Genomic DNA, 13485 nt, shown 5'->3' on the forward strand with positions numbered 1-13485 from the left:
ATCAGTCGCTTTTTTATAAGAAGTACACTCCACCATATGGAATTGAAAATAAGCCTGCAGGATATACATCATAATGGACTATTTGCTTAATAGCTCCATAATAAGGCGTGTACTGCACTTGCATCGATTGTTGTAATTATTGCTGCGCCTGTACAGTATGATATACCGCATGAACCGTCCCCTGTGCTCCTGCCAACGTAATTGCAGAATCTACATCTCTATGGCAGCTCATTATTATTCAGCTCACTTTTTATACGTAATGAATTCCATATATATTTATGTCTATGTATAGTACCAATGCTTTAAAATTTCATAAAACATGTTTTTGGCCCATTCCCTAAATAAATCACCTACATAGAGTATATAAATGCCTACAAATAAATAACAGATAGAAGTGACACTATGAATTTCTATGAGCAACAACCTTTGACTCAAGATAGCTATTATCGAAATCAACATTGGCACCCGCAGCATCCTCTAAAACAACAAACAATCGCTATCATTAGCCCAGCTGTATCTCACGGATTACGTGAAGCCACACACCTTGGCTATCAACATGCATGAACTGAAGCTGTTGCTATCGGTTACTTACTTGGAAGAGGTTACGATTATAATACAGCTTGGAAAACTGTTGAATCTTGGTGGCGACCACCAGGATCTCCACTTCCTACTCCATACTAAAATAAAACATAAAAAGCGAAACCATCCTTTTTATACTCTAAAACATCACCTAGTTGACAATTTAACTGCTTTTTCTTTTTTCTTCACAAAATGCCATCCTAAACTAACGCTACTTCTACTTTTTCAACTTAGAAGTAATAAATCCAAATAGTAATACACCCATACCACTAAAGAACAATACATAACTTATTGGTACTAGGAAAAAGAAAGGTTCTTCAAGAAATCCATTCGCTCCTACTTTACTGTTTGAAGCATGTATAGTTAAAGAAATAATCGCTAAAAGCATGAAAGAAATAGCTACTACATATTTATTTTTCATCATGTATTCTCCTTTAATTCCATCATTAATTCCCACTGATCTCGTTACCATCATATTAAGCCTTACCATATTATAAATCAACAATTATTTATTGATAAACAATAAGTAATTGTTGATTATGATATAAAAAAAGCTATAGACAATGTTTCATCTATAGCCTTTTCACTCAGTTATTTCGCTCCGAAGTATGTCTTTTGGAACATACACATTCTTATCGCATTATGGTAAGAACCATCAACGAAAAACTCATCTTGCAGTTCACCTTCAACGACAAATCCAACCTTTTTATAAACATGTACAGCTTTTTCATTTTCTTTATCAACCACTAAATAAATCTTATGCATATTTAATACGGAAAAAGCGTAATCCATCGCTAAACGCGTCGCATCAGCTGCATATCCATGACCTTGATAACTCGGATCAATAATAATTTGGAATTCAGTTCTACGGTGAATATAATCGATTTCTACTAACTCAACTAACCCTACCATATCATTATCTTTTTCAACGATAAATCGTCGTTCACTTTGATCGTGTATATGTTTATCATATAAATCCTGTAATTCTACATATGCCTCATACGGCTCTTCAAACCAATACGACATAATATGCGCGTTATTATTAAGTTCGTGTACAAATTTTAAATCTTCTCGTTCTAATGGACGTAATTTCAATTCCTGATTCATTTCTATAACCTCCAAGTAAAAGAAATCTCTTCACTTAATTTCTCAAATTTTTTCAATTTCAAACGCCCTACTTACATTGTAAACTTTCAACCAACTTGAAGGTCAAGACACAAAAAAATAGTGCAAACTTATGTCTGCACTACTACTCTTTTCTCAAATCTCTCAAATTTGATATGTATAAAGCAATAACTAAAACAAGAATTGACCCTGCGTATAATAACGTTTCAAATGGTTCATCATGTGACACAATAATCAATCGAATTAAAGCCGTAATTCCGATATAAATAAAATAGCGTAACGGAAAATGATAATTCGATTTGAAATACTTAATAATTAATGCGATAAACTCAAAGTATAAGAAGTATACGATGATACTTTCAACTAATTTATACGATGTATATTTCTTCGCTGAAAATATGTATTGAATAAATGTGATTGTCTCGTTAATTAAAAAGATAGATAAGACAATGGATAATATGATTAACGCTATATTTAATATCCATTGTAAAACACTAGCTATATAATGATCGATATTAAATTTCATTTCCACACTCCCCTTCGTGTAAACACTTATTTATTATAGCAAAATTATAATTGGAGAGGGGTTAGATCGTATTTTCTGTCTTTGTTTTTTCCAGTGTAAGGGAGGTCCAGTTTATGGAGAATTCTTTTCACCATAGAACTAGACTGTAAATTAAGAAACTCCCTTAAGTCACTATTTGTAATTGTCCCCCCAAGCAAAAGCACATAATCTCGTAAAGCATCCATATGTGCGATTTTAGACATACTATTACAGTTCGAACAATACCATCCTCTTTTTCCTTTAAACATCGACATAATCAAACACTTCTCACATTGTACCCCCTTTAACAAATCCTCTTTTTTAATTTTATATTGATAAAGGATATTATGCTGTTGTGGAGAATGACCATCTATAATTCGGCAAATCAGTTCATTTACATTACCAATGGAATCCTCCTTATATTTACTCTCAAATTCGTTTATTTTATTAGGTAAATTTGCACTGTGAATAATTTTATTACTGGGATTATCATCTGAAGTTTTAATGATTGTTCGAGGTGTACTAATCACAACAAGAGATTCAATCGGGAAACTAGAAAATCCATATAAACTTAACCATTTCCTAAGCTGATTTTCTTGCCTCTTAATTTGTAAAAGCGGATCTGGAAACCCTTCTGAATTTCCTTCTGCTATTCTAATAAGCTGATTAAACTTGGAATCAAATAGTAATGTACCTGCTATATTTTTTATTTCGAGGAAAAGAAGAAAACACGGGGAAAGAATAATTGTATCAATTTGGAAGTAATGATTTTGATCAAATAACCTTATATCATGTAAAATATCGTACTTTTCTTCTGGAAGAAAACTTAGTGGGTAATCAATCGCCTGTTCGCCCTTGTAACCCGCTTTATGCTTCGCCAAATTTTCAGCCACCATTTTCCGTTTCGGATGATGGGCAGGTAATCTTCTGAATAGTGCTTCTAACTGCCGTAAATAAATCGGCATTTGTCGTTCTTTCACAATCATCTTTATCCCACCTCTAAAATTTATCAGCGATTTTTGAAATTTATCGACCGTAACTCCAAATTTATCGGCGATTTTTAAAATTTATCGGCGATTCGACATAGAATATCGACTTTTCGACAAAATACGACAAATCTTAACCTCCTCCAACCACCCACAGCATACCCCATAAACCCGCCACCAGCAAAATCTCAAAAACCCATTTCCCCACAACAAAAGTTTCTTTGTATAATAGAGCGCTCTTAACGGTAGCCTTCGTGAATCCCGTTGAATAGTTCTCGGGATGTATACCTATTATTAAGCAAAATTCTTTTTTATTCCTTTGAAAAAGTTTGATTGAAACTTATGGACCTATCTATTAGGGGTATTGCCACACTGCCATCAACTTAAAGAATCTAAATCCCCCATAGCGAAAATATCGCAATTCAAGGCCACAAAATGAAATAATCTAAACCTGCCCATGTTCGTTTTTCCAAAAGCCCTGGGGTAGAAGGGCGTATTTTAAATGTAACGATTCGGCGCAACCTAATGTCAGTTTAATGAGCTTAAAAGTCGGTAAACAGTTTGACTTGGAACAAGCAATATAAAAGTAAACAGCCTCTTTGGGCGTTTTTTCTTTACTTAAAATAGTATATTGGCTCTCCAATTAGATGAGTATGATATATTTGAAAAAGCGCCCTGTTTACAGGGCGCTTCATTTATACCTAATGACTAATATTAGCAGTTGGGTATAATGTTGTTCCTCCAATTGAAACCTTTATTTCATTTGTTAATGGAACATTTTGTTCATTCATAATTGTTCTCCACCATTCCCACGCAAGACCTGTGCATTCTCTCGCTACGACTTTTACATTTTTTGAATTCGGTGGAAGAGGTATGACTGTAGAGAAATGTGCAGTTTTGTCTCTGCCGCTTCCTTCCCAAGTTTTATGTGTTAGTACTTCTTTTCCATTTTGATCATATGAGAATTCATCCCAAGATACATCAAATTGAGCAACATATGCACCGTAATGATCAAGCGTCATTTTAGCACTAGAATATTCTGTAGATGTAGTCTCGATATAATCTGTATTGTTATGAACAGCAGCAGTTGCGTTATCTTTTAAGAAAGTGCTTGTATATGAGATTGGGTATGCTGGATTTTTAAGACTTAATTCAGCATTATCTTTAATGATATTTCGGATTTCATTGAAGTCTTTAGTAACAACCTTGTTATGCTCTTTCGCATCTCCACCTAATACTACAGCAGTAAAAGTACTTTCTTCAAAAATATCTTTGTACTGTCCACTCGTTTCGACGCTGTTATTCTTAAGTAAGGCTTTAAAAGCAGCTTGTACATCTTTGCTCTTAGATGTTGTTTCTAATTTTACATAAACTGTTCTACCATAAGCTACATTTGAAACCATAACAGGTGGAGCCGAATTACTTACGCCTTTACGAGTTAACTCACCAAAAGTAACACTATTATCAAAGAGATCGGATGGATTGTTAGGTAGTTCAGCACTTACGGTATAAAATATTTGCTTATATGCCGCTACCATCACTTTTTTTTCTCCATTTGCAACCGCATTAAAATCAATGTTTAAACTGTTATCAAGATATTTAGCGTTAACATTAAGAGCACTTGCTATTTGTGATTTACTATAAACCATAGATTCTGTATACTGCATTCTTGCAGGTAACGTATGTGTTGTTGCATATTTTTCATTCCAGATAGATACTAAATCATCTACTGCTCCAGCTACATTACCATATGTCGGGTTTTGGACAGTGATTGTATTTTCTTTTCTCATGCCAGGTAAGTCTATACTAATATTCAAAGGTTTTCTCTTAGCCACTAATAAACTAGGTTGATTATCTGCAAAAGCTTTATTTGCAAGTTGTACGGCTCCTGGATAAGTACGATTAGCCACAGAATCAATAATCGAAATATCGACAGGTGACGTTGTAAGTGATTTTTTCTCACGCTCAACTACTACAAATTTACCATTTGAATTGATACTTTCTTTCGGAACAAAACTCTCTACTTTATCACCATTTACTGCTAAAATATCTCGACTATCATACTTTAAATTTGCTATACCGGTATCAATGCCACTAGCATTTTTGGTTGCATCAGTTACATTACCTGTTTGTGTTTCCGCGAAAGAAATAGATGAATAATTAATAGTGCATAAACTTACTAATAAACATGCTAGGAATTTCATTTTTTTGTTATTTTTCTTAATTTTCAGAAAAATCACCCCGTACTTTTTTTATATAAAGATATGATATATACATGATTGCTACATAATAAACTTACATAAATGCTTTTAAAAGTTCTTGAACTAACGGAATTACTCCACCTAAAAAATTTCAAAACAGCCATTGCGATTTCCGTATTATTTCCTCCTTTTTTATTATTACTAAGATTCGATTTATCTTTATGTCCTCATTATAGGGAGCCCTTGCATTTTTATCAATACACTCTTATATGCAATATTACATACGAAAAAAGTAGCAAGTGAAAAAACAAGCTGAATTCTCATCAAAATTTATAAAGAGATAAATTTTTCTTGTGGTGGATACTTAAAAATAGTAGCTTGATAGGTAAAATCTCTTAGAACTCGTTACTTAAAGAGATGAAGCATGTCTTTGCATTTTATAAGTAATGTAAAAGTTTATTATTGGGAGCATAAGTTGGCCAAAACGGCCATCTTATGCTTCTTGTTACACAAAATAAAAAAACCACCAAATATGTATTGGTGGAGACGGTGGGAGTCGAACCCACGTCCAAAAATATCGGCACTTAAGCTTCTACGAGTGTAGTCGATATATTAGTATTTCGCGAACTCTTCGGCCTATCGACAGGCTTCCAAGTTGCTAGTCTGGTTGTTCTCTTCCTTTGTCCTCAGACGGCGAACTCCGGCGTAGTCCACTTAGTTTGAGTCCCTTACCCTACCACATGGACGATGGAGGGAGGAACCTTTAGTGCAATTAAGCAGCTAAAGAAAGATTGTTTTGTTTGCCAATTATAGGCTTTGACGTTTTAACGAGGCCGATCCCCTCGACTCGCAACCTAAGCTCGAACTATCCCTGTCGAATCCGTAACGTCCCCATGATAAAAATGGAGCATACGAAGAAATATCGTGATAGCTACTAAGAGCTGTTTTTCAATGTGCAACAATCTTACATAAGTTATTATATCATACGCGCGCCGTTTTACAAATGTAAATATTTGTATTACATCTTTTGGCGATCACGGAACGCGCGTGCAATTTCACGTTTAGCTTCTTTCTCTTTTAAATCGTGACGTTTATCATATTGTTTCTTACCTTTTGCTAAACCAAGAGCCATTTTTGCAAATCCATTTTTTAAATAGATTCTAAGTGGAACTAATGCATATCCTGTTTCTTTTGCAGCTCCCGTTAACTTCTCAATTTCTTTTTTATGAAGAAGTAATTTTCTCGTGCGAAGCGGATCATGGTTGAAACGATTCCCTTGCTCGTACGTACTAATATGCATATTATGAACCCATACTTCACCATTATGTACACGCGCAAACGCATCTTTCAAGTTCACGCGTCCAGCGCGAATCGACTTAATTTCCGTTCCTTGAAGGACAAGCCCTGCTTCGTATGTTTCTTCGATGAAATAATCATGAAATGCTTTTTTATTTTGTGCAATAACCTTACCAGTACCTTTTGGCATATAACGTCCCTCCTCTATTTTTACTATTGTAACAAATGTGAACAAAAAGCGAAAGTGGCTCGCTTAGAATCTTTGGACATTGGAACTCCCGACAGAGAAGCGCTTTTTGCTTCGTCCGAGGGAGTGAAATGGCCGATAGATTCTAGCCACTGTAGCTAGATTCCACAAAAAGCGAAAGTCGCTCGCTCAGAATGTGAGGTGAATGGAGCTGGATTCCATAAAAAGCGGAAGCAGCTAGCCTTCAATCTACCTAAAAAAGAAAAACGGCCCCGCTTTTCATCAAAGCGAAGCCACTCTTTTCTTACTTACGCTTTTTCTTTTTCTTCTTAAATCCTGGGACATTTTCGAAGAATGGCTTTTTCTTTTTGCCATTTCCATCCTTTTTCCCCGCACGTCCTGATGTACCTTTTCCTTGACCACCGCGATCGAACTTTCTTCCTGTTCCGCGTTCGCCACTGCGCTCATTACTGCGCTCGCTACGTCCACCGCGTTTCTTTCTGCCTGTTCTTGGCTGCTCGATTACGACTGGACGGTCTTTGAACTTACGGCGAGGTGTTCCTTTCATGCCAACGATTTCAAAGTCGATTGCGCGCTCGTCTTTGTTTACGTTAATAACACGAATTGTAATTTCGTCACCAATGCGGAATACATTACCTGTACGTTCCCCAATCATTGCGAAATGTTGCTCATCATAACGATAGTAATCGTCCGTTAAGTAACTAACGTGAACAAGACCTTCAATCGTATTTGGAAGCTCTACGAATAAACCGAAGTTTGTTACAGAACTGATCATACCGTCATACTCTTCGCCAATCTTATCAAGCATATATTCTGCTTTCTTCAGCTCGTCTGTTTCACGCTCTGCTTCAACAGCACGACGTTCCATGTTAGAAGAATGCTCTGCAATCTCAGGTAATTTTTCACGCCATTTTGCTTGTGTTTCGTTGTCGACTTTACCGTTAATGATGTATTCACGAATTAATCTATGAACAATCGTATCTGGGTAACGACGAATTGGCGATGTGAAATGCGTATAGAACTCAGTTGATAAACCGAAGTGCCCTAAACTATCTGCATCATAACGCGCCTGCTTCATAGAGCGAAGCATAACTGTTGAAATAACCACTTCTTCTGGCTGCCCTTGAACCATTTCAAGAATTTGTTGCAACGCGCGAGGATGTATTTCATTTGCACGTCCCTTTACTGCATATCCGAAGTTTGTTACGAACTCGAAGAAACGCTCTAACTTATCTTCTTTCGGATCTTCATGGACACGATACATAAATGGTACGTTCATCCAGTGGAAATGCTCTGCTACTGTTTCATTCGCAACAAGCATAAATTCTTCAATTAACTTCTCTGATACAGAACGATCACGCATAACAACATCTGTCGGTTTTCCTTCTTCATCTACTAATACTTTTGCTTCTTTAAAGTCAAAGTCAATCGCACCGCGTCTCATACGCTTTTCACGTAAAATCTGTGCTAACTGACCCATCTCTTTAAACATTGGTACTAATAACTCATAACGCTCGATTAACGCTTCGTCTTCATCTTCTAAAATGCTTCTTACATCCGCGTACGTCATACGCTCTGTCGTTTTAATAACACTTTGGAAAATCTCATGTTTTACAACATCACCTAAATTGTTAATTTCCATTTCACAAGATAGTGTCAGACGGTCTACTTTCGGATTTAACGAGCAAATACCGTTAGATAAGCGATGCGGGATCATCGGAATTACACGATCAACAAGATACACACTCGTCGCTCTTTCCGCTGCTTCAACATCAATTGGCGAACCTTCGTGAACGTAATGGCTTACATCTGCAATATGAACACCGAGCTTATAATTACCGTTCTCAAGCTTCGTTACGGTAACTGCGTCATCTAAGTCTTTCGCATCTGCACCGTCAATTGTAACAATCATTTGATCACGCAGATCACGACGGTCTTTTAAATCTTCTTCTGAAATCGTTTCTGGTACACTGTTTGCGTGCTCCATTACTTCTTCTGGGAATGCTAAAGGTAAATGATGTTTATGAATAACAGATAAAATATCTACACCTGGATCATTTTTATGACCTAAAATTTGAATTACTTCACCTTCCGCACTTAAACGATTCTGCGGATAGCTTGTAATTTTCACAACAACTTTATGTCCTTCTACAGCACCCATTGATGCACTTTTCGGAATAAAAATGTCACTCGTCCAGCGTTTATTATCTGGAAGTACAAACCCGAAATTTTTTGACTCTGTATATGTACCAACTAGTTCTTTCGTTCCGCGTTCTACAATACGGATAATCGTACCTTCTTGGCGTGATCCACTAGATTGTGAGCTAACACGCGCTAATACGGTATCACCATGAAGCGCACCATTTAATTCCGTAGGTGGGACAAAAAGATCATCGTCTCCAGTTTTCTTCTCTTCCGGAACAACGAAAGCAAAACCACGTGCGTGCCCGATTAATTTACCGCGCACTAAATTCATCTTTTCTGGAAGACCGTAACGATTACTACGTGTACGAACAACAAGTCCCTTTTCTTCCATCATAACAAGTGCCTTCACAAAATCTTTAAACCCTTCGGAACCTTCAATTCCAAATGCAGCTTCTAATTCTTGTATCGTTAGCGGCTTATACGCTTCTTCTCTCATAAATAGTAACAATTTATCAATATGTTCTTGAATGATTTCTTCCAAGTAGAAATACCTCCTTTAAACCCTCATATTATTTAGTGTATCCGAAAGATGGTGGATGTATAAAGTGAAACTTCTATTAATGTTCACTTTTCATTCTTTCTATACATGGAACCAATTAAACGTTACAGTTTTCATCAAAATATCCCTATGAAAAAAAGAGGCAACTAGATCTTACCAATCTAGTTGCTCCAAGAAGTTATATACATCTTCGTGTAGCTCGTCACGCTGTTTATCAAGCGTAATGACATGCGTAGAGTCTTCATACCATTTAATATCTTTTAACGTGGATTCTACACCATTATAAATAATGTTAGCACTATCTGTATTAATCATCTCATCATGGCGTGCTTGTACAACGAACGTTGGAGCATAAATCATATCCACATTATTGCGTACGTCACGAATTAAATCTTGTAATGCTTTTAATGTATTCATTGGTGTCTGTTTAAATTCAAACATTTCCTGCTCAATTTGCTCTGGTGATTTTTGTTCACGTTTTTTATATTCGCGAGCATATGCCAATATACCTTGATACATAATTTCTTCACTCTTAATGTACATCGGTGCACACATTGGTACAACACCTAAAATCGGTAATGTATAAGCAAGCTTTAATGAGAATACTCCGCCTAATGATAATCCAACCGCAGCAATCTTCTCGTAACCTTGATCTTTTAAATGCTGATAAGCATTCATTACATCCTTCCACCAGTCTTCAGGACCTGTATGAACAAGTTGTTCTGGTGGTACACCGTGTCCTTTATAAATTGGCGCATGGCAAGTATAGCCTTTCTTTTCTAAAAAACGGCCAAGCATACGTACATCAGCTGAGTTTCCTGTGAATCCATGTAATAATAAAACAGCGCGGTCTCCACCTTCAAATGTAAATGGTTTCGGAGATGCTAATTTCATCATGTATTTCTCCTCTTTCTCTTCTGTAATCTAGTCGTATTGTTTCTATCCTTAGTTTACCATAGTTCCATTTCTATAATCTAATTAGAAACTTTTTTAAATAATGAAATGTAAAATAAACAAAAAGGAGAAGCGTTAGCATGAATTAGCTAACGCTTCTCCTTTTTAATTTTATAAATTTAAGTACGTAACACCAATTGTCAGTGCGAAGAATAGTACAGCTAAAACAACTGTAATACGGTTTAATACCGCTTCAATTCCACGTGCTTTTTGCTTACCAAACAATTGCTCTGCACCACCTGAAATAGCACCTGAAAGGCCTGAGCTATTACTAGACTGCATAAGTACCATAACAATCATTAAAATCGATACAATAATAAGTAAAACTGATAATAACGTATGCACTTGGCGTACCTCCCACAAAGATTCAGTTAGTTTAAATGTTAGCATAAATCCTATAGAAAAGCGAGAGCCGTTCTATAGCTCTCGCTTTTCTATATTACATAAACATCATTGCAAATAACGGTCCAAGCAAACATGTTAAAATTGCTGTTAATGTCATTGTTACCGATCCAATAACACCTTCGTGCTCGTTATTTTTCATGGCTCTCATAACACCCATAATGTGAGAAGCACATCCAAAACCAATTCCTTTACCAACAGAGTTTGTAACACGGCTCCATTTCAATAAAATTGGTCCTGTAATCGTTCCAGTAATACCCGCGATAACTACGAAAGCTGCTGTTAATGATGGCACACCACCAACTTGTTCTGACACACTCATCGCAACTGGCATTGTCACTGATTTTGGTAGAGAAGATAAAATTAAGCTTTTATCTGTCCCCATAAGTGAAGCGATGATGAAATCACTTGCAATCGCAACTGTTGTCCCGACTATTACCCCACCAGCAATCGGTACAATATATTTTTGCAACACGTGACGTTGTTTATAAAGTGGAATCGCAAAAGCTACAACCCCGGGTCCAAGAAGTTTTGCAATCCAGCCACCGCCACTTTGCATGTATTGTTGATATGGTATATCAAGCACCATAAATAAGACAACCATTAACGCTGTTGCTACGAGCATTGGAATAGTAAATGGCGTTGGAAACAACTTATAGATTTTTTTAGATAATTGATATAATAGCACCGTAAGAAGAACCCAACCAATTCCGACTAATATTTGGCTCATTGTGTCTCTTTTTCCTTTCTATTCGCAAGATATTGTCCTGTATGTCCTGCGACAATAATAATTAAAAACGTACTCGCTACAACTGTAATGAAAAGAGAAATTCCTTTACTCATAAAAAAAGCACCGTAATTCATTAAGCCAAGCGTTGGCGGAATCAATAAAAAAGGCATAATCGCAACGAGTGTTTCTGCTCCTAAATCAAACCACTTCACTGGAAGAACTTTTAGACTAAGTAAAACAAGTAAAAGAAACATCCCAATCAAACTTCCTGGAATCGGAATATTTAACATTTCTTGTCCCCAAGTTCCAACCATATAAAACACGTAAAGAGCAGCAATTTGGACAAGAATCTTTGTAAATTTCATGTTCATCATCCCTCATATTTATATACGATCTTCTATTAATATCTTTATCATAGTATAAATTGTAAAAACCTGCAATTTATCAACTTGACAACAAAAACCGCCTATGTTATACGCTTACAACCTTGATATGACTGCGTTTCCGGACATAATTTACGTCAAAAACATTGACCTATTATTAAAAGTTTTTATTTTCTGATTTTTAATAGATACTATTTTAATAAAGCAAAATCTTACTACCTCATTCATACAAAAGGAAAAGCACCTCTCGTCAAGCCACTATTCGCTCATTACTACTATGGATATTGCAAAAATGCTTTACCATATTTACAAGGTTGTCCTTTTCATGACACGATGCCGATATTAGCCCTTCTTGATGATTCGATGTTTACTTACTATGAATCCCCCTTTATTGTCATGACTGATTCTCAACAAATCTTGCCAAAATTCAGTTGATACAGCCTATCCTACTTCGCCACAATCTTCTCCAACCCAGTAATCAATGTTGCCACGTTGTAATTGTCGCTCCAATTCCGTAAGCATAACAAATTCCTTCATGTAATTTACTTTTAATGCCGATTCTACTGTTAAATTTTTCATAATAACATCCTCGTTTCTTTTTTGTTTTTCATTACACGATTATTATATTGAAAGGAATTTTTTGGGAAGGATAGCCACATCATCTTTTTTAGAATTTTTTCATCAAGTCGATTTTCTTCATATATAAATGAAAATAAAAAAACATCCCCGCAAGGATGTTTTACATTAAAATACTAATTCAATTGATTTAATTTCACTCACTTTTCTTTTCTCACCTGTTGATTGACATTCTACTTCCATACCTTCTGAACTTCGAAAATGATTCAACATAAACGCAATTTGGTCATCATTTAATTGGGCATCCTGAATTTTTTCGTCCCAAGTTTCACCATCATTTAAATGTTATATTAATTTATAATGTTTTATTTTTTTAATACCACCCTTCAGGATATACATTTTGACAAACGGTTATAATTTCCTTCAAATGTTATAAATAAAATTTATAACAAAAAAGAGTATATATCCCTTAATTGTGATATAATGGAATTAATCTAAAAAGGGGTTCTTGTAATGTTCATCAAACTATTCAGACCAGAACACGTTTAAATGTTTTTAGAAGGGAATTTATATTTTTGCAACACAGGGATTTTTTAAATTTGGAAAATAAGCATGGTGATAAAGGAATTGGTAATACACATAAAAGTTCTTTTTTCAGATATTTTGAACCAGAAACACAGGAGATTCACATTGGCCTCGAAGGTAGGGAAATGCACAGAATAGATGTTACAAGAGCATTTTTTATGAAAGAAACTTTTTAAATCACAAAAAGAGTATCACGTTATTACTTCACATCC

At 35.6% G+C, this 13485-nt stretch carries 13 protein-coding genes, 1 other RNA gene and 2 pseudogenes; 2 read left to right on the forward strand and 14 right to left on the reverse strand.

Annotated features, from left to right (window positions below; genetic code table 11):
• Positions 1-13: 13 nt before the first annotated feature.
• Positions 14-232, reverse strand: a pseudogene (locus DJ93_RS10860) (DUF3947 family protein).
• Positions 233-402: 170 nt separating this feature from the next.
• On the opposite strand from DJ93_RS10860, the gene DJ93_RS33705 reads away from it, so the two are divergent.
• Positions 403-564: a hypothetical protein gene (locus DJ93_RS33705; RefSeq protein ID WP_241484278.1), complete on the forward strand. Its 162-nt coding sequence runs from the start codon at positions 403-405 to the stop codon at positions 562-564.
• A 232-nt stretch (positions 565-796) separates the two neighbouring features.
• Here DJ93_RS33705 and DJ93_RS10870 read toward each other — a convergent pair whose 3' ends face one another.
• The 12 genes from DJ93_RS10870 to DJ93_RS10920 form a co-directional block, all read right to left on the reverse strand.
• A complete protein-coding gene (locus DJ93_RS10870) occupies positions 797-1054 on the reverse strand; it encodes a DUF3955 domain-containing protein (RefSeq protein WP_374937165.1) in 258 nt (85 codons plus the stop codon).
• 116 nt (positions 1055-1170) lie between these two features.
• Complete coding sequence (gene speG, locus DJ93_RS10875) at positions 1171-1686, reverse strand: spermidine N1-acetyltransferase (RefSeq protein WP_042980798.1); 516 nt, start codon at positions 1684-1686, stop codon at positions 1171-1173.
• 142 nt (positions 1687-1828) lie between these two features.
• Positions 1829-2230: a phosphate-starvation-inducible protein PsiE gene (psiE, locus tag DJ93_RS10880; RefSeq protein WP_000671175.1), complete on the reverse strand. Its 402-nt coding sequence runs from the start codon at positions 2228-2230 to the stop codon at positions 1829-1831.
• Positions 2231-2274: 44 nt separating this feature from the next.
• Positions 2275-3234 carry a nuclease-related domain-containing protein gene (locus DJ93_RS10885; RefSeq protein ID WP_042980800.1) on the reverse strand — a complete coding sequence of 320 codons (960 nt, stop codon included), beginning with the start codon at positions 3232-3234 and terminating at the stop codon, positions 2275-2277.
• 701 nt (positions 3235-3935) lie between these two features.
• The gene (gene alo, locus DJ93_RS10890) at positions 3936-5474 is read right to left on the reverse strand and encodes an anthrolysin O/cereolysin O family cholesterol-dependent cytolysin Alo (RefSeq protein ID WP_042980801.1); all 1539 of its coding nucleotides are present in this window, start codon (positions 5472-5474) and stop codon (positions 3936-3938) included.
• Positions 5475-5973: 499 nt separating this feature from the next.
• Positions 5974-6328, reverse strand: a transfer-messenger RNA (tmRNA) gene (gene ssrA, locus DJ93_RS30435).
• 125 nt (positions 6329-6453) lie between these two features.
• The gene (gene smpB / locus DJ93_RS10895; protein ID WP_042980803.1) at positions 6454-6921 is read right to left on the reverse strand and encodes an SsrA-binding protein; all 468 of its coding nucleotides are present in this window, start codon (positions 6919-6921) and stop codon (positions 6454-6456) included.
• A gap of 301 nt (positions 6922-7222) precedes the next feature.
• On the reverse strand, positions 7223-9625 hold the full coding sequence (rnr, locus tag DJ93_RS10900) for a ribonuclease R (RefSeq protein WP_042980804.1): 2403 nt from the start codon (positions 9623-9625) through the stop codon (positions 7223-7225).
• 171 nt (positions 9626-9796) lie between these two features.
• On the reverse strand, positions 9797-10537 hold the full coding sequence (locus tag DJ93_RS10905; protein WP_181969205.1) for an alpha/beta hydrolase: 741 nt from the start codon (positions 10535-10537) through the stop codon (positions 9797-9799).
• A gap of 171 nt (positions 10538-10708) precedes the next feature.
• Positions 10709-10942 (reverse strand): preprotein translocase subunit SecG, encoded by a 234-nt coding sequence (gene secG, locus DJ93_RS10910; protein ID WP_042980808.1) that lies wholly within the window; start codon positions 10940-10942, stop codon positions 10709-10711.
• Positions 10943-11036: 94 nt separating this feature from the next.
• Positions 11037-11729 carry an LrgB family protein gene (locus tag DJ93_RS10915; protein ID WP_042980810.1) on the reverse strand — a complete coding sequence of 231 codons (693 nt, stop codon included), beginning with the start codon at positions 11727-11729 and terminating at the stop codon, positions 11037-11039.
• On the reverse strand, positions 11726-12094 hold the full coding sequence (locus tag DJ93_RS10920) for a CidA/LrgA family holin-like protein (RefSeq protein WP_042980813.1): 369 nt from the start codon (positions 12092-12094) through the stop codon (positions 11726-11728). Before DJ93_RS10920 ends, DJ93_RS10915 begins: the two co-directional genes overlap by 4 nt.
• Before the next feature lie 240 nt (positions 12095-12334).
• Between DJ93_RS10920 and DJ93_RS30440 the strand changes: the two are divergent.
• Positions 12335-12520 (forward strand): annotated as a pseudogene (locus DJ93_RS30440) (nucleoside hydrolase); the annotation flags it as partial.
• A gap of 33 nt (positions 12521-12553) precedes the next feature.
• Here the strand turns inward: DJ93_RS30440 and DJ93_RS32815 are convergent.
• Entirely contained in the window at positions 12554-12691 is a 138-nt protein-coding gene (locus DJ93_RS32815; protein ID WP_161785250.1) for a hypothetical protein, read from the reverse strand.
• Between the last annotated feature and the right edge of the window lie 794 nt (positions 12692-13485).

The sequence above is a fragment of the Bacillus clarus genome (genome assembly GCF_000746925.1).
GTDB lineage: Bacteria > Bacillota > Bacilli > Bacillales > Bacillaceae_G > Bacillus_A > Bacillus_A clarus.